The organism is Phreatobacter sp. AB_2022a (genome assembly GCF_026847585.1).
Classification (GTDB): Bacteria; Pseudomonadota; Alphaproteobacteria; order Rhizobiales; family Phreatobacteraceae; genus Phreatobacter.
In genome coordinates, this window is the sequence record NZ_JAPSET010000023.1 from 1 (window position 1) to 19129 (window position 19129).

Below are 19129 nucleotides of genomic sequence, written 5' to 3' on the forward strand. Positions count from 1 at the left end.
TGCCGGCCCCTCCCGATACCCTCGGAAAGGTCTCTTGCCCGGCAATGGCGGCGGGATCCTGCAGCGGCCCGCGGCTGAAACGGGCCACCGTCGTCAGGTCGCCGGGCGCCTCCAGCAGCGTGCCAGTCGGCTCGCCCCGCGTGAAGCTCGGCCGCAGCCGTGTGCGTTCGACGAGGAGGTCGCTCTTGGCGTCGCGGTTGACCTCGGGATAGACGACGACGCGGCCGGGACCGGCGCCGACTGCCGGCGCGACCTGGCGGCCGCCGGCCGCCCGCGGATCGGCTCCGGCGATGCCGCGCGGGTCGAAGCGTGCGAGCAGCCGCGTCGGTTCGACGGGATCACGCGGCAGGGGACTGGCGAAGGCGAAGCTCGCCATGGCCATGTTCGGCCTGACCAGGCTCGCGACATGGCGCCGCCACGTCTGGTCGACGCCCGAGCGTTGGGCGAGATAGCTGACGAGGTCCTGATAGGCGATCTGCTGGCACGACAGGAGCAGCAGCGAGCCGGCAAGGCCGGGCACGAGGGCAGCCGACCGGATTCCGGACGCAGAACGCCGACGCAAGGCACGCATACGCAACGCACTCCACGCGAAACACGCCAACACCAGGTGGTCCGCCGCAAACATGGTGACCAGCTCGTCAACCTTATCGCCCAGGTAAGGTTGAGAGCGCGTTAATGACGGGGGAGAATCGTCATCCGCAAGCAGGTCAAGACCTGGAGAATCTCTGGTGATGCCCCTCCCAAAGGTCAGTTGTTCTTGGCGGCTCGCTACGTTCGGTCTTCAGGATGAGGAAGGGAACGCTTTGCGCCGATGTCGTACTGTTCGAATCCTCGAGCGGCGCGCACATGAACAGATGCTCGCCACATCTATACTTGTCCCATTGTCGGGAGATGCGAAGGCAAGCCGCGGGCCATGACGAACGTCCACCGGGACGGATGATCTCAGGCCCGGCCGAGGCGGGCGCTGAGCAGGGCGGTGACCGCATGTTCATGCACAAACGGACCCGAGGCAGCCGGCGCCGCTCCCGCCGCCGCGAGCCCGGCCGTGCCGAAACGGGTGCGCAGGGCCTCCTCGACCCATTGCGCCTCCTGGGTGCGGCGGCGGGCGGCGAGCCGCGCCGCGCCGAGCCATTGCCGGTGGCTCTCCACCGCCGCGGCGAGCGCGTCCATGCCCTCGCCCGTCGCCGAGGAGATCAGCACGACCGGCGCCACCCAGTCGTCCGCATCGCGCGCCACGAGGGTGAGCGCGCCCTCGACATCGGCCTTCGCGCGCCGAGCCGGCTCGCCCATGTCGGCCTTGGTGACGGCGATGACGTCGGGCAGTTCCATGACGCCGGCCTTCATGAACTGCAGGCTGTCGCCGGAGCCCGGCTGGATGCACAACACCACGGTGTCGGCGACCATGCCGACATCGGCCTCCGACTGGCCAATGCCGACGCTTTCGATCAGCACCCGGTCGAACACGGCGCGCATCACCACCATGGCCGCGACGGTCTGGTCGGACAGGCCGCCGAGGCGGTCGCGCGCCGCCATGGAGCGGACGAAGACGTTGCGGTCGGCGGGATCGGTCGAGATGCGGGCGCGGTCGCCGAGCAGGGCGCCGCCGGTCTTGCGCGAGGAGGGATCGATGGCGATGACCCCGACGCTCTCGCCGCCGCCGCGCCAGCGCTGCACCAGCACATTGGTCAGCGTCGACTTGCCGACACCGGGCGGACCGGTGAGACCGAGGGTGAGGCCGCGGGCCGCGCCGCAGGCCTGGTCGAGGAAGGCGGCGAGCGCGGCCGTGCCGGCGCGCGTCTCGATGGCGGCGAGGGCCTCCGCGATGGCACGCTTGCCGCCGCCACGCAGGGTTTCAAGACTCAAGGGTTTCACGTGAAAGCGCCCGCGGCCGGCGCGCTGCCCCGGCATGGCTCACAGCGCATAGGTCGACGCCGAATGCTGCAGCACCGCGCCGGCGCAGAAGCCGCCGACCCGCCACGGCATGGTCAGAGCCTGCGCGATGCCCCTGGCGGCGAGCTGATGGACCGCGACGTCGAAGACGAGCGCGGCGACCAGCAGCCACATGAAGCCCGGCACGGTGGCGCCGAGGGCCGGATAGACCTTGAACACAAAAGCAAGGCCGAGGCCCGCTGCCAGCATGTAGACGACGAAGGCAAGACCGGTCATCGGTATGGTGCGGCTCGCCGGCATGTCACGCCCCCTGCAATTGACCTCGAACGCGCCGCAACCCTGGCACGGAACGGCGGCGCGAGACCAGTAAGCCCTTGGGCTTAAGCGTTTGCTCGTCCGCCGGTCGCGGCGTTCATCAAGCAGGGCGTCGAGGCTCGCTGACCTCGACCATGAGGATTGTCGAATACTTGCCCGATGCAGGCCCGGCGCGCGCAGGGAGCCCGCAACCCGTGCTCGCCTCAGCATGGGCCACGGGATCGATAGATGCCCCGCCGATGCGATGCTCCGCCCCGCTTCATCCCGAGATGCCCGCGCCCAAGGGCGCGGGCCGCGAAGGACGGCCTACTTCTGCGCGGTGCGCGCCAATGCGGAAGGCGGATCGCGTGGCGCCGGGACGGCTCGCCATCCGCCCGCGCATCACGCCTGGCTCGCGGCGGCCTTGCCGAGCGCCGCCTGGGCGGCGGCGAGGCGGGCGATCGGCACGCGGAACGGCGAGCAGGAGACATAGTCGAGACCGACCGTCTCGCAGAAATGGATCGAGGCCGGGTCGCCGCCATGCTCGCCGCAGATGCCGAGCTTGATGTCGGGCCGCGTCGCCCGGCCACGCTCGGTGGCGATGCTGACGAGCTCGCCGACGCCGTCCTGGTCCAGCGAGATGAACGGATCGACCTCGATGATGCCCTTGGCGAGGTAGGGGTTGAGGAAGCTCGCCGCGTCGTCGCGCGAAATGCCGAAGGTCGTCTGGGTCAGATCGTTGGTGCCGAAGGAGAAGAATTCGGCGGTCTTGGCGATCTTGCCCGCCTGCAGCGCGGCGCGCGGCAGCTCGATCATGGTACCGACGATATAGTCGAGCTTGGTGCCGGTCTCCTTCATGACCGCATCGGCCATGGCGACGATGCGGGCCTTGACGAGATCGAACTCGGCCGTCGTCGCCACCAGCGGCACCATGACCTCGGGCACCACGGCCTTGCCGCCCTTGCGGGCGGTCTCGGCCGCCGCCTCGAAGATGGCGCGCGCCTGCATCTCGGCGATTTCCGGATAGGCGACCGCCAGGCGGCAGCCGCGGAAGCCGAGCATCGGATTGACCTCGTGCAGCTCCTCGGCGCGGGCCTTCAGCTTCTTGGCGTCCGCGCCCATGGCGGCGGCGACCTCGGCGACCTCGGCATCGGTATGCGGCAGGAACTCGTGCAGCGGCGGATCGAGCAGACGGATCGTCACCGGCAGGCCGGCCATGATCTCGAACAGCTCGACGAAATCGGAGCGCTGCATGGGCAGGAGCTTGGCGAGCGCCTGGCGCCGGCCCTTCTCGTCGTCGGCGAGGATCATCTCGCGCACCGCGACGATGCGCGCCTCGTCGAAGAACATGTGCTCGGTGCGGCAGAGCCCGATGCCCTCGGCGCCGAACTTGACCGCGACGCGGGCATCCGCCGGCGTGTCGGCATTGGTGCGCACCTTCAGGCGCCGCGCCTTGTCGGCCCAGCCCATGAGGGTGGCGAACTCGCCCGACAGTTCCGGCTGCAGCATGGCGACCTCGCCGAGCAGGACCTGGCCGGTCGAGCCGTCGATGGTGACGATGTCGCCCTTCTTCAGCGTGGTGCCGGCAACGGTCAGGGTCGCCGCCGCATAGTCGACGCGCAGCGAGCCGGCGCCGGAGACGCAGGGCTTGCCCATGCCGCGGGCGACGACGGCGGCATGCGAGGTCATGCCGCCGCGGGTCGTCAGGATGCCCTCGGCCGCATGCATGCCGTGAATGTCTTCCGGGCTCGTCTCGACGCGGACCAGGATCACCTTGTGGCCGCTCGCCTTCATGGCCTCGGCCTCGTCGGAATTGAAGACGATCTCGCCCTGGGCGGCGCCGGGGGACGCCGGCAGGCCGGAGGCCAGCACGCGCCGCTCGGCCTTCGGATCGATCGTCGGGTGCAGCAGCTGGTCGAGGGAGGCGGGATCGACGCGCGAGACGGCCTCGGCCTCGGTGATCAGGCCCTCGGCGGCGAGCTCGACGGCGATCCTGAGGCTCGCCTTGGCGGTGCGCTTGCCGTTGCGGGTCTGCAGCATCCAGAGCTTGTTGCGCTCGACCGTGAATTCGAGGTCCTGCATGTCGCGGTAGTGCCGCTCCAGGGTCTCGGCGACCTGGATGAACTGGCGGTAGACCTCCGGCATGGCCGTCTCCATGGACGGCTTGTCGGACTTGGCCTCGATGCGGGCGGCCTCGGTGATGTTCTGCGGCGTGCGGATGCCGGCGACGACGTCCTCGCCCTGGGCGTTGATCAGGAACTCACCGTAGAGCTCCTTGGCGCCGGTGGAGGGATTGCGCGTGAAGGCGACGCCGGTGGCCGAGGTCTCGCCCATATTGCCGAAGACCATGGCCTGGACATTGACCGCGGTGCCCCAGCTCTCCGGGATCTGGTGCAGGCGGCGATAGGTGATGGCGCGCTGGTTCATCCAGGAGGAGAACACGGCGCCGATGGCGCCCCAGAGCTGCTCGTGCGGGTCCTGCGGGAAGGCCTTGCCGGTCTCTTCCTGAACCTTCGCCTTGTAGGCGCCGATGAGGTGCTTCCAGTCGTCGGCCGAGAGCTCGGTGTCGAGGGTGAGGCCCTTCTGGTCCTTGTAGTGCTCGAGGATCTCCTCGAAATTGTGGTGATCCACCTCGAGCACGACGTTGGAATACATCTGGATGAAGCGGCGATAGCTGTCATAGGCGAAGCGCTGGTCGCCGGCCTGCGTCGCCAGCGCCTCGACGGTGACATCGTTGAGGCCGAGATTGAGGATCGTGTCCATCATGCCCGGCATCGAGGCGCGGGCGCCGGACCGGACCGAGACGAGCAGCGGATTGGCCGCATCGCCGAAGACCTTGCCGGTCAGCTTGCCGATATGGACGAGGCCGTTCTCGACCTGGGACTTCAGCTCGGCCGGATAGCTGCGGCCATTGGCATAGTACCAGGTGCAGAGCTCGGTGGTGATGGTGAAGCCGGGCGGGACCGGCAGGCCCATATTGGACATTTCCGCGAGGTTCGCGCCCTTGCCGCCCAAAAGGTTGCGCATGCTCGACTGGCCTTCGGCCTTGCCGTCGCCAAAGGTGTAGACCCATGTCGTCATTGTCGGCATCCCAGTTCTGTTCTGCGCCGCGCGCCCGCCGGCGCGGCCGGTTTGTTTAGGCGCTTTCCGCCATCATTTTCAACCTCGGCCACGGCGGCCCGGGGTTGCGCGCCGTTTTGGAACCCCGCGAATGAAGGCTGGATGAACGCACTGCATCATCACTATACTGCGCCGCAAAAGGACTGGTCGACGTGCTGAGCGTGGTGATCCCGACCCTGAACGACGAGCGCCGGCTCGTCCGCACCCTCGCCTGCCTCGTACCGGGCGCCGCCGACGGCCTGATCGTCGAGGCGATCCTCGCCGATGGCGGCTCCAGCGACGACACCGAGGCGGTCGGCGACATGGCCGGATGCCGCCAGATCCAGGGTCCGGCCGACCGCGGCGCCCGGCTCGCCGCGGCGGCGGCGACCGCCAAGGCGCCCTGGCTCCTGTTCATCGCCCCCGGCGTCGTGCTGGACGAGGGCTGGATCCGCGAGACCCGGGGCTTTCTCGATCAGACCCACCGCAGTGGCGAAACCGGCCGGCGCGCCGCCATCTTCGCCCATGGCGTCGACGGCTTCGGCACGGCGGCGCAGCTCGCGGCGCTGAAGGCCCGGCTCGCCTTTGTGGCCGGTTTCGGCCCGGCGGCGAGCCAGGCGTTGCTGATCCACGCGGCCCATTATCATGGCCGCGGCGGCCATCCGTCCGGCGCCGACAGCGAGCGCGTCTTCGCGCGCCGGATCGGCCGCGGCGCGCTCACCGTGCTGCGCACGCGGGCGACCGCGCTTGCGATCTAGGACGGACGGCCTTCCATGCGGGCATGGCGCCCGCAAGATCATGATACCGCCGCAGCATTGGCCCGGTGAAAACTTGACAGGCGTCTGAAAAGACTGGCACCGGCGGTAAAAGCGAAGATCATTCACCGCTCATAAACCGCTTGTTCAGCCAATAGCGTCGTAATCTAATCAAATGCTCATCATGCCCGCTGTCTCCGAGATCGGCTTCAGCACCGGTTAATACATCGGCGCCAATGTCCGAAAAAAAGGTCATGACCAATGGCATTGGATATCGAGGCAACGCTCGGGCCGCTCCAGGGGATGATCGGCCAGCTTGCGCCCAAGGCGCGCGGGGCACTGATCGAGGAGCTCGTCGAGGAGGTGCTGCGCGAGCGTCCCGACGCCGCCAGCCGCAAGGCGATGGTGCTGGATCTCGTGGTGGCGGAAGCCCTGCGTGAGGCGCCGCTGCCGAGCCGCGTGCGCGCCTCGCCGAAGCTCGCCCGCTGCATCGCCGCGCTGCCCGAGGCGAGCCTGGCGCTCGCCCGCGACACGGTGGCGGTGGCCGAAGCCATCCTGATGGCGCCGGAGATGAGCGACGAAGCCCTGCTCGCCATCTGCACCGCCGACCGGCAGGAGCACATGCGCATCATCGCCAGGCGCCAGGCGCTGTCGGGCCCGCTTGCCGATGCCATTGCCCGGGTCGGCGAAAGCGCGACGGTCGCGCTGCTCGTGCGCAATCCCGGTGCCCGGCCTTCCGCCGCCGGCTTCAGCCTGATCGCCGAGCGCCTCGGCTCCGACCCGGCGATCCGTGCCCTCATCGCCCAGCGCAGCGACTGCCCACCCGACATCGCCAGGGCGGCGAAGGCGGCGGACGAAGTGCTGACCGGCGAAGCGCTGAACGATGCGGTGACGCGGCTCGCCGAGAAACGCGACTTCCTGCCGGCGGTCGACCTGATCATGCGGGCGATCGGCCGCGACCGCGAGGCCGGACGCAAGCTGATCGACCGGGACGATGAAAAGGCGCTCGGCGCGGTATGCCATGTCGCCGGCATCGACGCCCATATCTACGAGGCACTGGTCCATGCCTGGCGGGTCGCGGGCGGCCGCCCGCTGACCGACATCCACAAGACACCGGTGCGCTTCCGCCTGATGCGCACGGCCGAGATCGACCGCATCGTCAGCCGCCTGCCGCTGGCCCGCGTCCGGCCGCCGATCGGGTTTCCGGTATGATGAAGGCGAATGGCGAATGAGGGGCCCAAGCCATTGAGAGACAGCAAGGCCCTCGACGCCTAATTCCCTCCTCGCTATTCGCCCCAGTCCCTATTCCGCGGCGTCGGCCCAGGGCTTCAGAGGCAGGTCGAGCGCGAGCCAGGTCTCGATGAGGCTCGCGGCGAGATCGTCGATCATCGCATCCGTGTGGGCCGGCCCCGGCGTGATTCTCAGGCGTTCGGTGCCGCGCGGCACGGTCGGATAGTTGATCGGCTGGATGTAGATGCCGTGCTGGCGCAGCAGGCGGTCGCTCGCCGCCTTGCACTTCTCGGCATCACCCACCAGCACCGGCACGATATGGGTTTCGCTCGCCATGACCGGCAGGCCGGCGAGCGCCAGCACCCGCTTGGTGCGCGCGGCCTGGCGCTGCTGCGCGTCGCGCTCGCGATCGGACGCCTTGAGGTGGCGGATCGAGACCGCCGCGGCACTGGCGATCGCCGGGGGCAGGGCGGTGGTGAAGATGAAGCCGGCGGCATGGCTGCGCACCGCGTCGATCACCACGGCATCGCCGGCGATGTAGCCGCCCATCACGCCGAAGGCCTTGCCGAGCGTGCCCTCGACGATGTCGAGCCGGTGCATGACGCCGTCGCGCTCGGCAATGCCGCCGCCGCGCGGGCCATACATGCCGACCGCATGGACCTCGTCGATATAGGTCATGGCACGGTAGCGGTCGGCGAGGTCGCAGATGGCGGCGATCGGGCTGGTGTCGCCGTCCATCGAATAGACGCTTTCGAACACGATCAGCTTGTTGCGCTCGGCACCGGCGGCCTTCAGCAGCTGTTCCAGATGCTCCAGGTCATTGTGCCGGAACACCTGCTTCGCGCAGCCCGACTGGCGCACGCCCTCGATCATCGAATTGTGGTTGAGCGCATCCGACAGGATCAGGCAGTCCGGGATCAGCCGGGCCAGGGTCGAAATGCCGGTCTGGTTGGAAACGTAGCCCGAGGTGAAGACGAGGGCCGCCTCCTTGCCGTGCAGGTCGGCGAGCTCGCGCTCCAGCTCGACCACCGGATGGGACGTGCCGGAAATGTTGCGCGTGCCGCCGGCGCCGGTGCCCATGCGGCGGGCGCAGCCGGCCATGGCCTCGATGACGTCGGGATGGTGGCCCATGCCGAGATAGTCGTTGGAGCACCAGATGACGACGTCGCGCACGCCTTCGGGGCCGTGCCAGGCGGCGCGCGGGAAACGGCCGACCGAACGCTCGAGATCGGCGAAGACGCGATAGCGGCGCTCGTCCTTCAGTCGCGCGACGGCATCTTCGAAGAAGCGTTTATAGGTCATGGCTCGTCCGGTCCGCCCCGGGGCCGCCGCTTGGGGCGGTCCCGCGACCGCGCGAACCCGGCGGGGGCCACGCGATCGCGATCAAACAGATCCCGTGCGGCTTAGCACAGTTCTAATCTGCCGTCCTATGACGAATCGTCCTAGCGGCGTGGGTAGCAGGTTGCGAATGGCGAGCAGGGATGCGCGCCACCCCTCATCGCTTGGTCGTCACCGATCGTTGGCAGCGGCGCAAGCCGCCCTCAGAGCCCATGGAGGCGCATCAGGGCCTCGAAATGTTTGCTGGCCTGATAGTCCAGCACCTGCATCCATTCGCGCGCGGTCTGCTTCTGCTGCGCCTCGGGGATGAGCTTCAGCGGCAGGCCGGTCGACAGGGCGAGGATCTGCTGCCGGCAGGCGCGCTCCAGATAGTAGAGATCGTCGAAGGCGACCGCCACCGTGGGCCCGCCGACCGTCACGCCGTGATGGTCGAGAAAGATGATGTCGGCCTCGGGATTGTCCTTCTGCGCCTGGGCGATGCGTTCGCCCTCCTCCGCGGTCAGGGCGACGCCGCCGAAGCCCTGATAGGCCGTGCGGCCGAGGAAGCGGCAGGCGGTCTGGTGTGCCATTTCCAGCCGGCCGCCCTCGACCATCGTGAGCGCGGTCGCATGCGGCATGTGCACGTGCAGGATCGCCTGGTGCCTGGGATTGGCCCGGTGGCCGGCAATGTGGATGTTGCGCGCCGAGGCCTCGACCTCGCCCCAGCCCTCGTGGATCGTGCCGTCGCCGTCGATGAGCAGGAGGTCGTCCGGGCGCATCTCGGCCCAGTGGATGCCGTAGGGATTGATCAGGAAGCGCTCCTCGGCGCCCGGCACCACCACCGAGAAGTGATTGCAGACCCCCTCGTTGAGCTCGAAGCGCGCGGCAAGGCGGAAGGCCGCGGCGAGCTCGCGGCGCAAGGTCTTCACATCGGTGGTCTTCACGTCGGCGGTCATCGGCCCTGTCCCTGGATGTCCCTGTTGGCGACCGGCGGGCCAAACGAAAAGCGCCCGCGGAGGTCCGCAGGCGCTGTTATGGGGCAGGAACGGGCAAAGGGCGATGCGCAGGCCGCGCAACGCTGCCGTGTGGCGCTATTTCGGCGCCAGGATCATGATCATCTGCTTGCCTTCCAGCCGGCTTTCCTGCTCGACCTTGGCAATGGCCACGGTATCGGCCTTGACCCGATCGAGCACCTTCACGCCGATATCGACATGAGCCATTTCGCGGCCGCGGAAGCGCAGGGTCACCTTGACCTTGTCGCCTTCCTCGAAGAACCGCTTCATGGCCTTCATCTTGGTGTCGTAGTCGTGGTCGTCGATACCCGGGCGCAGCTTGATTTCCTTGACCTCGACCGTCTTCTGGTTCCGGCGGGCCTCGGCGGCCTTCTTCTGCTCCTGGAACTTGAACTTGCCGTAGTCCATGATCTTGCAGACAGGCGGCACGGCATTCGGGGCGACCTCGACGAGATCAAGGCCGGCCTCCGTCGCCATCTGAACGGCGTCGCGCGTCGGAACCACGCCGCGGTTCTCACCTTCGGCGTCGATCAACTGGACTTCACGGACACGGATCATGTCGTTGATGCGCGGACCGTCTCGTTCGACGGGGGCGGCGGCTCTCATTGGTCTGCGAATGGGGACTTCTCCTCAAGGACATCAAAGGGTTCGGCTGGCTCCAGCGCGCGGCATCCCCTTCGCGGGAACGAACGCAGGCGCGGCTGAGCATCCGGAAGGACCGGAAGATCGGTAGAATTGCTGCGGAAGTCAATGGTTCGCGACGATTTTCGCGCGGCCAGCGGGGTTCAGAAGCCCGCGATAGACGGCGAGCACGTCCAGCTGCATCCGATCGCGGGAAAATCGGCGCGCATGGGCCCTGGCCCGGTCGGCCATGGCCTCGCGTTCGGCGGCGCTCAGCGACAGCGCCGCGCCGAGGCCTTCGGCCAGCGCCAGCGCGTCGCCGGCGCGCACGCGAAAGCCTACCCGCTCAGCCTCGCCCGCCTCGGGCGCCGCCGGCACGATCTCGGCCAGCGCCCCGTCATCGGAGACGATGGCGGGCAGGCCCATGGCCATCGCCTCGATGGCGTTCCGGCCGATCGGTTCCGGTTCCAGGGAGGCGACCACGGCGAGATCGGCGGACGCGAGCGCACCCGGGCCGCAGTCTCCGGCTCCGACGAGCCGGACGATGTCGCCGAGCCCCTGGGCCTCGATGCGCCTGACGAGCTCGGCCCGGTAGCCGCCCCGCTCCGGCCCCTCGCAGGCGATGACGAAGACGGTATCGGTGAGGCCGCCATTGACCAGGAGGCGCACCGCGTCGATCAGCACCATCTGCCCCTTGGCCGGCTCGAGCCGCGCCTGGTGCAGCACCACGCGGCCGGGCTGTGCATCGGTCAGCCCGGCGGCGAGACGGAAGCCGACGCTCGCCTCGCGGGGCACCCGGAGCGGATCGAAGCCGGAAAGATCGAAGCCCGGCGAGATCACCGCGAGCCGGGCGGCCTCGATACCGTGAACGGCGCCGACGCGCCCGGCGAGATAGGCCGAGGGCACCAGCACCGCGTCGCCGCGGCCAAGCGCCCAGCGCGCCAGCGGCGGCGTGCGGCGAGTCGCGTCCGGCGACAGATGGAAGCTGGTCACGAACGGCCGGCGCGCCAGCCGCGTCGCCGCATGGGCGCTCCAGGCCGGGCCGTTGGCGTGGACATGGATGAGATCGACCTTCTCGCGGCCGATGAGGGCCGAAAGGGTCGCGGCGTTGCGCATGAGCCGCGCCGGATTGAGCGTGCGCGCATCGAGCGGGATCCATTCGCCGCCGGCCGCCTGGAGATCGCCGATGAGCGGGCCCTTTTCGCCGGCGACGAGCGGGCGGGCACCGACCCGCGACAAGGCAATGGCGATGGCGAGGACATGACGCGCGACCCGCCCGCCATCGAGGGCCGGCAGGACCTGCAGCACGGTTCGGCCTTCAAGGCCCGGCTCGCGTGGCAGACTTGCGTGGTGCATCGCTCTTTCCCAGCACGGCCCGGACGGGTAGGACCAGAAGCGAATCGCCCGTGTCGTTTCGATTTCGACATCCGCCTGCTACAGATAGCAACCACCGGCGCCTGTCGAAATCAAAACAACGCCGGAAATCAAAAGGTTACACGTGCTCTTCGATTCCGGAGCCGGCCGGGCCCGCGCGCGCAGGCGCCGGCATATTCCAGAATCGAAGCACACTATGGGACGAGTGTGATGCCGAGCTTACCCGATCCGCAAATCCTGACAGTCGGCGCGGGCGACACCGCGCGACGGATCGCCTATCGCCGGATCGCGGGGACCGGCCCGACCATCGTCTGGCTCGGCGGCTTCAAATCGGACATGAAGGGCACCAAGGCCGAGGCGCTGTCGGATTTCGCGGCTCAGACCGGCCGCTCCTATCTGCGCTTCGACTATAGCGGCCACGGCGAATCCTCGGGCCGGTTCGAGGACGGCACGATCAGCGCCTGGACCGAGGAGGCCCTGGCGGCGATCGCGCTCGCCGGGGAGGCGCCGATCCTTGTCGGCTCCTCCATGGGCGGCTGGATCGCCCTGCTCGCCGCCCGCCGGATGCCGCGTCCGCCCGCCGGCATGGTGCTGATCGCGCCGGCCGCCGACTTCACCGAGGCCCTGATGTGGAAAGCCTTTCCCGAGGCGGTGAAGCGGCAGATCGAGACGGAGGGCCGCTGGGTGCGGCCGTCCGACTATGACGAGGGCGGCTATCCGATCACCCGGGCGCTCATCGAGGACGGGCGCAACAATCTCGTGCTCGGCGGCCTGATCGAAACCGGCTGCCCGGTTCATGTCCTGCAGGGCATGCAGGATCCCGACGTGCCCTGGCAGCACGCCATGGACACGGTTGCCCGCATCGCCCGCGACGACGTCGTCGTCACGCTGGTCAAGGACGGCGACCATCGCCTGTCGCGCCCGGAGGACATCGCGCGCCTGACCGAGGCGGTCGCGGCGATGGCGGGCGGCTAGCACCGCGGATCGCGCCGGGCCGCTCGCGGGACGACCAGGAGGCTGCCGCCTCGACCACCCTTGCTTCCATGATCTGAGAGGCATATTCTCTCATCATGGAGAATGTCAGCGATCTTGACCAGATTGTGGCGCAGCGGGTGCGCGAACTGCGTGCGGCCAAGGGCTTCACGCTCGACCAGCTCGCGAGCCTTTCCGGCGTGTCGCGGGCGATGATCTCGCGGATCGAGCGAGCCGAGGCGAGCGCGACGGCCGTGCTGCTGGTCAAGCTCGGCGGAGCGCTGGGCGTGACGCTGGCCGCGCTGTTCGAACAGGACGAGCCGAAGCGCGAGGTGGTGCGGCGCGCCGCCGACAGCCCGGTGCGGGTCGACCCGGAGACCGGCTATACCCGGCGCAATGTCGCCCCGCGCGGAGCTTCCGGCACCGATGTCGTCGAGGTCATGCTGCCGCCGGGCGCACGCGTCGCCTACGACAATCTCGTCATCGTGCCGGCCGAACAGTTCGTCTGGGTGTTCGAGGGCGTGCTGACGCTCGAGACCGACGGCCTGGCGACCGATCTCGGTCCCGGCGACTGCCGCGTGATGCGGCTCGACCATCTGCTCGTCTTCGAGAACCGCGGCAAGGCGCCGGCGCGCTACGCCGTGGTCCTGGTGCCCGATGGAGGCCGCCGATGATCCATATCGATGTCCTGGACGCCGAGGCGGTCCGCGCACAGGCCGCGGCGCTTGCCGCCGTGCTGGTCGACTGCGTCGCGAACGGCGCCTCGGTGAGCTTCATGAACCCGTTCGGTCAGGCCGAAGGCGAAGCCTTCTTCCAGGGCGTGGCCGACCGGGTCGCAAACGGCGAAGCCGTGCTGGTTGCCGGCTTTCTCGACGGGCGCATCGTCGGCACGGCGCAACTCGCGCTCGACATGCCGCCGAACCAGCCGCATCGCGCCGAAGTGCGCAAGATGCTGGTCCATCACGACGGCCGCCGCCGCGGCATCGCCCAGGCCATGCTGCAGCGGCTCGAGGAGGAGGCGCTCGCCCGGGGCCGCACGCTGCTGCTGCTCGATTCGGCCAATGACACGGCGATCCGCGTCTATGAGCGCGGCGGCTGGCAGCGCTGCGGCTTCGTCGCCGATTTCGCCCTGCTGCCCGACGGGGGCTATTGCGACACCACCTTCCTGACCAAGGTGCTCGCGCCGGCGGCTGCATCGCGGCCGGCTGCCGCGACCGTGCGTGATGCGACCGAGGATGACCTGCCAGCGATCCTCGCCATTCTCAACGAGGCCATCGTCAACACGACCGCCGTCTGGACCGACGCGCCCGTCGATCTCGACAACCGCCGCACCTGGTGGCAGGAGCGCGTTGCGGCCGGCTATCCCGTGCTGGTCGCGGTCGAGAACGGCGAGGTCGTCGGCTTCGGCTCCTATGTCCAGTTCCGCGCCTGGGACGGCTATCGCGACGCGGTCGAGCATTCCGTCTATGTCCGGTCCGACCGGCGTGGCGGCGGCGTGGGCGTCGCCCTGGTCGAGGCACTGATCGCGCGCGCCAGGGCCCAGGGCAAATTCGTCATCATCGGCGGCATCGAAGGCTCGAACGCGGCCTCGCTCAAGCTGCACCGGCGGGCGGGCTTCGTCGAGGTCGGCCGGATGTACGAGGTCGGCACCAAGTTCGGCCGCCGCCTCGACCTCGTCTTCATGCAGAAGCGGCTCGGCTGACGGTTCCCGCGCCGGTTTTGCCCAGAAGTCAGCCCTCCTCGGCGCCTCATGCTTGCAAGGCGCGGGCGCAACGCGCCTCGCACCACCGCCGACATTTCTGCAGGGCGAACAGGCCCTGGACCCTATTTCGTGCCGTAGCGGTGCAACTGGGCGCCGTTGACGCGCAGCCAGGCCTTGGCGGGCTCGAGACCCGGGCAGAGATCCCTGACGATGCGCCAGAACCGCGCGGAATGGTTCATCTCGCGCAGATGCGCGACCTCGTGGGCGGCGAGATAGTCGAGGACGAAGGGCGGAGCGAGGATCAGGCGCCAGGAATAGTTGATGGCGCCGGTGGAGGAGCACGAACCCCAGCGGCTCGCCTGGTCGCGCATGGTGATGCGTGTCACCTTGACCCCGAGCGCGGCGGCATGGTGGCGCGTCGCCAGTTCCAGGTCCTTCTTGGCCTCGCGCTTCAGGAAATCCTGCACCCGCCGCGCCGCGAAGGCGGCATCGCCGGCGACGTGAATCTCGCCGTTCTCGACCCAGACCGTGCCGCGCCGGTCGGCGCGATGCACCACGGCATGGCCGACACCCCGCAGCGGCACGACGGCACCGGGCACGAAATCAAGGGTTTCCGGGATCCGGCTGAGCCGGGCGGCGATCCAGCCGCCATGCCGCTCGGCGAAGTCGCGCGCATCGGCGAAGCGGGCGCGCTGCGGCATGGTCAGCACCGCATCGCGGCTCGCGGTCCTGACCCTCAGGGTGAACCGGCGGGCCTGCGCCATGCGCCGCACCGCAACCTCGTAGACGATCCCCTCATGCGTGACGGGAATCGTCGCGGGGTCAGGCTCGCGCTGAAACAGGCGGCGGACGATCGACATGGGATGAGAATAGCCGAGTCGCCGGGCGCCGCGCCATATCGGCGCGCGCACTCGCCGACGGCGCACGGCCTTGTGAAGGCTTTGGCTCAGTCCTTTTTGGGCGCGTGCAGCGCGCCCGATCCGGTGCGGCCGCCCTGGATCATCTTCAGGCCCGCGGGCTTGGCGCCCGCCGCCTTGGCGACGACCGGCTTGCCGCCTGGCGCGCTCTGCTGGGCCTTGCGGTAGGCATGGGTGCGCATGAAGTCCATCACGCGAGGCGCGATCTCGGCGCGGAACCGCGAGCCGTTGAACACGCCGTAGTGGCCGACCGACGGCTGCAGGTAGTGGACACGCATGTCGTCGGCGAGCGAGGTGGCAAGGCCGTGGGCGGCGAGCGTCTGGCCGCCGCCGGTAATGTCGTCGTTCTCGCCTTCCACCGTCATCAGCGCGACGCGCCGGATGGCCTTCGGATCGACCGGCTGGTCACGGTGCCGCATGATGCCGAGCGGCAGGTGATGCTCGACGAAGACGCGCTCGATCGTCTGCATGTAGAACTCGGCGGTGAGGTCCATCACCGAGAGGTATTCGTCGTAGAATTCGCGGTGCTTCTGCGCGCCGTCGCCGTCACCCTTGACCAGGTTGCGGAACAGGTCGCGGTGGGCGTCGACATGACGGTCGAGATTCATGGTCATGAAGCCGGTGAGCTGCATGAAGCCCGGATAGACCTGCCGCATCATGCCCGGATGCGGGAAGGGGACGGTGGTGAGGACGTTGCGGCGGAACCAGTCGGTGCCGCGCTCATGGGCGAGCTTGTTGACCGCGGTCGGATTGGCGCGGGTGTCGATCGGGCCGCCCATCAGCGTCAGCGTGGTCGGCGCATAGGGATCGTCCTCGGCCTCCATGCGCGAGACCGCCATGAAGACCGGCACCGCCGGCTGGCAGACCGCCATGACATGGGTGTCCGGCCCAAGCACATGCAGCATGGAAATGACGTAGTCGACATAGTCGTCGAGGTCGAAATGCCCCTCGGCGAGCGGCACCATGCGGGCATCGGTCCAGTCGGTGATGTAGACCTCGTGGTCGGGCAGGAAGGCCTCGACCGTGCCGCGCAGCAGGGTGGCGTAGTGGCCGGACATCGGCGCGACGATCAGCACCTTCGGATCCGGCCGCCGGCCGCGCGGAACCGCGCGCTGGAAGTGGATGAGATTGCAGAAGGGGCGCGACCAGACGACCTTTTCGGTCACCGCCACGCGCTCGCCGCCGACAAGGGTCGTGGCCAGATTGAAATCGGGCTTGCCGTACCGGCGCGTGGTGCGCTCGAACACCTCGCAGGCCGCCGCGACCTGCTTGCCGAAGGGGGTATGCGACCAGGGATTGACCGGATTGGACAGCGCCAGCTTGGTGGCATCGGCCATGGCGCGATAAGGCGACAGCATGGCATGCGTTGCTTCGTACCAATGATAAAGCACTCGCGAGGCCTCCGATGGACGGGACCGGGTCAAGGCCGGGCTCATTTCCGAGGCCCGCCGCAGGCCTGTGCCATGCGGTAATTACCCAGCCTTCGTTTGCTGCGCTGCGATAATTTGTAATCTGTTCGACACAATTCAGGCAATCAGAGCGCGGCTAACAAACCGTCAACTTTCGTTCATCAGGGTTTCTACGGATATTTCTGCTCCGGGCCGGGCCCGCCGGAGAAGCTCATTCCCCGCCGGACAAAAGCGTGCCGGCCGCCCGCGCCCGGTCCATCAGGACGACGAAGCCCCAGGCCGCGACGCCGAGCCAGAGGATGTCGAGGCCGGCCGCGATCGCGAGGTAGTCGAGCCTCAGGGTGCCGGTCGCCAGCACCGCGCGCATGCCCTCGAAGACGTAGGTCGGCGGCAGCGCGAGGGCCAAGGGCTTCAGCCACCAGGGCAGCACCGAAAGCGGGTAGTAGACGCAGCAGAGCGGCCAGAACAGGAACAGCACGGTCCAGGCGAGGCTCTCCGCGCCGAGGCCGTGGCGCAGGATCACCCCGGCGACGAGCAGTGCCACCGCCCAGCCGGTGATGACGAGCAGGGCGAAGAAGGCGACGAGGCCGATGCCCAGGCGGGCGAGGTCGAGCCCGAAGAAGGCGACCGCCAGCACCACGGCCGGCGTCAGGCCGATGACGAGGCGCAGCAGGCTCATCGCCATCAGCGCGGCGACGAACTCCACCGGCCGCAACGGGCTCATCAGGAGATTGGCGAGATTGCGCGACCAGATCTCCTCCAGGAAGGAGATGGAGAAGCCGAGCTGACCGCGGAACAGCACCTCCCACAGGAGCAGCCCGGAGACCAGCGCGCCCGCCGCGAACAGCGTGCCGTTGGCGGCGTTCATCGCATAGGTCTGCAGGAATCCCCAGGTGAGCAGGTTGAGCACCGGCCAGTAGACGAGCTCGAGGAGCCGCGGCCAGGACGAGGCGATGAGATAGCTGTAGCGCAGGCAGAGCGCGCCGACGCGGGCCAGGGAAAAGGTCATCCGGCCTCCCGCACGGCCTGCATGAAGGCATCGAGCTTGGCCGGATCGAGGTGCCCGGCCGTGCGCACGCCCGAACACAGATCGAGCCCGAACGGCCGGACGGCCGCGATCGCGGCCGCGACATTGCCGGCGTTGAGGCCGCCGGCGAGGAAGACCGGCCGCCGCGACCGGCGCACGAATTCCGCGCTGACCTTCCAGTCGTGGGTGCGGCCGGTGCCGCCGAGCTCGCGCATGCTGCCGCCGGGCTTGCCCGAATCGAGCAGGAAAGCGTGGATATGGGGCTCGTAGACCGGGATCAGATCCAGCGTCCGGGGGCCTTCGACATGGATCACCTGGACCCGGCGGACGAGCGGCAGCGCCCCGGCGATGACCGCATGCTCGGCCGGATCGACATGGTCGACGATCTGCACCGTATTGGTGCCGCAGAGGCGCAGATGCTCGACGATGTCGGCGCCTTTCAGGTGCGGGGTCAGCAGGAAGCTCGCAACCGGCGGCGGCGCTTCGTCGGCGACCGCGCGGATCGTCGCATCGTCGACGATGCCGGAACCGGACGGCCTGCCCGCGACGAAGCCGAGCGCGTCGGCGCCGGCCGCGATCGCCAGGCGCGCCTCCTCGGCCGAGGAGATGCAGCAGATCTTGACGCGGGTGCGAGCCTGCCGAACCGGATGGGTCATTACTCAGCCGCCTCCTTGCGTCCACGGGCGACGTCGAGGAACACTTCCTCCAGATTGCTGCGGCCGTAGCGGGCAATGAGCTCGGCCGGCGAGCCGTCGTCCTCGATGCGGCCGCGCTTCATCATCACCACGCGGTCGCACAGCCGCTCGACCTCGCCCATATTGTGCGAGGCAAGCAGGATGGTGGCGCCGCGGCGGGAGCGGTAGCGCTCGAGATGGCTGCGGATCCAATCGGCGGTATCGGGATCGAGCGAAGCGGTCGGCTCGTCGAGCAGCAGCACCTCCGGATCATTGATCAGCGCCTTGGCGAGCGCGACGCGGGTCTTCTGGCCGGCCGAGAGCTTGCCGGTCGGCCGGTCGAGGAAATCACCGAGGTCGAGATCGGCGGCCAGTGCCCGGATCCGGTCGCCAAGACCGGCAACGCCGTAGAGCTTGCCGAACACCGTGAGGTTCTGGCGCACGGTGAGCCGGTTCGGCATGTCGACATAGGGGCTTTCGAAGTTCATCCGGTGGAGGACGTCGTGCCGCCGTCGCGCCATGTCGGTGCCGAGCACGTGGACCTTGCCCGAGGTCGGCAAGGTCAAGCCCATGATCATGGCGATCGTCGTCGTCTTGCCGGCGCCGTTGCCGCCGAGCAGCGCGGTGGTCGAGCCGGCCGGCAGGACCAGCGTCAGGCCGTCCACGGCGCGTACGGCGCCGTAGTCCTTGATCAGGGCGCTGGTCTCGATCGCTGCCTGTTTCATGCCCTGTCCATGACGCGCGGTTCCGGCGAGGGCAAATCAAAATCCGTGATCGCACCGCCCTGCTTATATTGGGGCGCATTGCCGCCCTGCTACCGGCGCCTTGACCGGAA

At 68.7% G+C, this 19129-nt stretch carries 17 protein-coding genes and 2 pseudogenes; 6 read left to right on the top strand and 13 right to left on the bottom strand.

Annotated elements, in window-relative coordinates; all coding sequences use genetic code 11:
- The 4 genes and pseudogenes from OZ671_RS17280 to ppdK form a co-directional block, all read right to left on the bottom strand.
- Positions 1 to 520 (bottom strand): annotated as a pseudogene (locus OZ671_RS17280) (hypothetical protein); the annotation flags it as partial.
- Between the two features lie 422 nt (positions 521 to 942).
- Positions 943 to 1872: an ArgK/MeaB family GTPase gene (locus OZ671_RS17285; RefSeq protein WP_328286378.1), complete on the bottom strand. Its 930-nt coding sequence runs from the start codon at positions 1870 to 1872 to the stop codon at positions 943 to 945.
- A gap of 39 nt (positions 1873 to 1911) precedes the next feature.
- Positions 1912 to 2190, bottom strand: a complete 279-nt coding sequence (locus tag OZ671_RS17290) for a hypothetical protein (RefSeq protein WP_268861901.1) — start codon at positions 2188 to 2190, stop codon at positions 1912 to 1914.
- A gap of 396 nt (positions 2191 to 2586) precedes the next feature.
- Positions 2587 to 5265, bottom strand: coding sequence for a pyruvate, phosphate dikinase (gene ppdK, locus OZ671_RS17295; RefSeq protein WP_268861902.1), 2679 nt, complete (start codon positions 5263 to 5265; stop codon positions 2587 to 2589).
- Positions 5266 to 5456: 191 nt separating this feature from the next.
- On the opposite strand from ppdK, the gene OZ671_RS17300 reads away from it, so the two are divergent.
- Together OZ671_RS17300 and OZ671_RS17305 are read left to right on the top strand one after the other, a co-directional pair.
- Complete coding sequence (locus OZ671_RS17300; protein ID WP_268861903.1) at positions 5457 to 6041, top strand: glycosyltransferase; 585 nt, start codon at positions 5457 to 5459, stop codon at positions 6039 to 6041.
- 258 nt (positions 6042 to 6299) lie between these two features.
- Positions 6300 to 7250, top strand: coding sequence for a DUF2336 domain-containing protein (locus OZ671_RS17305; RefSeq protein WP_268861904.1), 951 nt, complete (start codon positions 6300 to 6302; stop codon positions 7248 to 7250).
- Positions 7251 to 7340: 90 nt separating this feature from the next.
- On the opposite strand, the gene hemA is transcribed toward OZ671_RS17305, so the two are convergent.
- The 4 genes from hemA to OZ671_RS17325 form a co-directional block, all read right to left on the bottom strand.
- Positions 7341 to 8570: a 5-aminolevulinate synthase gene (gene hemA, locus OZ671_RS17310; protein WP_268861905.1), complete on the bottom strand. Its 1230-nt coding sequence runs from the start codon at positions 8568 to 8570 to the stop codon at positions 7341 to 7343.
- Between the two features lie 239 nt (positions 8571 to 8809).
- The gene (locus tag OZ671_RS17315) at positions 8810 to 9541 is read right to left on the bottom strand and encodes an aldolase (RefSeq protein WP_268861906.1); all 732 of its coding nucleotides are present in this window, start codon (positions 9539 to 9541) and stop codon (positions 8810 to 8812) included.
- Positions 9542 to 9676: 135 nt separating this feature from the next.
- A complete protein-coding gene (gene infC / locus OZ671_RS17320; protein ID WP_038302402.1) occupies positions 9677 to 10204 on the bottom strand; it encodes a translation initiation factor IF-3 in 528 nt (175 codons plus the stop codon).
- 141 nt (positions 10205 to 10345) lie between these two features.
- Positions 10346 to 11575 carry a glycosyltransferase gene (locus tag OZ671_RS17325; RefSeq protein WP_268861907.1) on the bottom strand — a complete coding sequence of 410 codons (1230 nt, stop codon included), beginning with the start codon at positions 11573 to 11575 and terminating at the stop codon, positions 10346 to 10348.
- A 228-nt stretch (positions 11576 to 11803) separates the two neighbouring features.
- On the opposite strand from OZ671_RS17325, the gene OZ671_RS17330 reads away from it, so the two are divergent.
- The 4 genes and pseudogenes from OZ671_RS17330 to OZ671_RS17345 all read left to right on the top strand — a co-directional run bounded on the left by OZ671_RS17330 (position 11804) and on the right by OZ671_RS17345 (position 14267).
- Positions 11804 to 12568, top strand: a complete 765-nt coding sequence (locus OZ671_RS17330; RefSeq protein ID WP_268861908.1) for an alpha/beta hydrolase — start codon at positions 11804 to 11806, stop codon at positions 12566 to 12568.
- Positions 12569 to 12663: 95 nt separating this feature from the next.
- Entirely contained in the window at positions 12664 to 13239 is a 576-nt protein-coding gene (locus OZ671_RS17335; RefSeq protein ID WP_268861909.1) for a helix-turn-helix domain-containing protein, read from the top strand.
- A gap of 101 nt (positions 13240 to 13340) precedes the next feature.
- Positions 13341 to 13664 (top strand): annotated as a pseudogene (locus OZ671_RS17340) (GNAT family N-acetyltransferase); the annotation flags it as partial.
- 117 nt (positions 13665 to 13781) lie between these two features.
- Positions 13782 to 14267, top strand: a complete 486-nt coding sequence (locus tag OZ671_RS17345) for a GNAT family N-acetyltransferase (RefSeq protein ID WP_328286382.1) — start codon at positions 13782 to 13784, stop codon at positions 14265 to 14267.
- Between the two features lie 122 nt (positions 14268 to 14389).
- On the opposite strand, the gene OZ671_RS17350 is transcribed toward OZ671_RS17345, so the two are convergent.
- The 5 genes from OZ671_RS17350 to OZ671_RS17370 form a co-directional block, all read right to left on the bottom strand.
- The gene (locus tag OZ671_RS17350) at positions 14390 to 15127 is read right to left on the bottom strand and encodes a M48 family metallopeptidase (protein WP_268861910.1); all 738 of its coding nucleotides are present in this window, start codon (positions 15125 to 15127) and stop codon (positions 14390 to 14392) included.
- Positions 15128 to 15213: 86 nt separating this feature from the next.
- Positions 15214 to 16620 (bottom strand): polyhydroxyalkanoate depolymerase, encoded by a 1407-nt coding sequence (locus tag OZ671_RS17355; RefSeq protein WP_442957094.1) that lies wholly within the window; start codon positions 16618 to 16620, stop codon positions 15214 to 15216.
- Positions 16621 to 16804: 184 nt separating this feature from the next.
- Positions 16805 to 17602 (bottom strand): ABC transporter permease, encoded by a 798-nt coding sequence (locus OZ671_RS17360; RefSeq protein ID WP_268861911.1) that lies wholly within the window; start codon positions 17600 to 17602, stop codon positions 16805 to 16807.
- Positions 17599 to 18276 (bottom strand): phosphoribosylanthranilate isomerase, encoded by a 678-nt coding sequence (locus OZ671_RS17365; RefSeq protein WP_268861912.1) that lies wholly within the window; start codon positions 18274 to 18276, stop codon positions 17599 to 17601. The genes OZ671_RS17360 and OZ671_RS17365 overlap by 4 nt, the downstream gene beginning before the upstream one ends.
- Positions 18276 to 19019: an ABC transporter ATP-binding protein gene (locus OZ671_RS17370; protein WP_268861913.1), complete on the bottom strand. Its 744-nt coding sequence runs from the start codon at positions 19017 to 19019 to the stop codon at positions 18276 to 18278. The genes OZ671_RS17365 and OZ671_RS17370 overlap by 1 nt, the downstream gene beginning before the upstream one ends.
- Between the last annotated feature and the right edge of the window lie 110 nt (positions 19020 to 19129).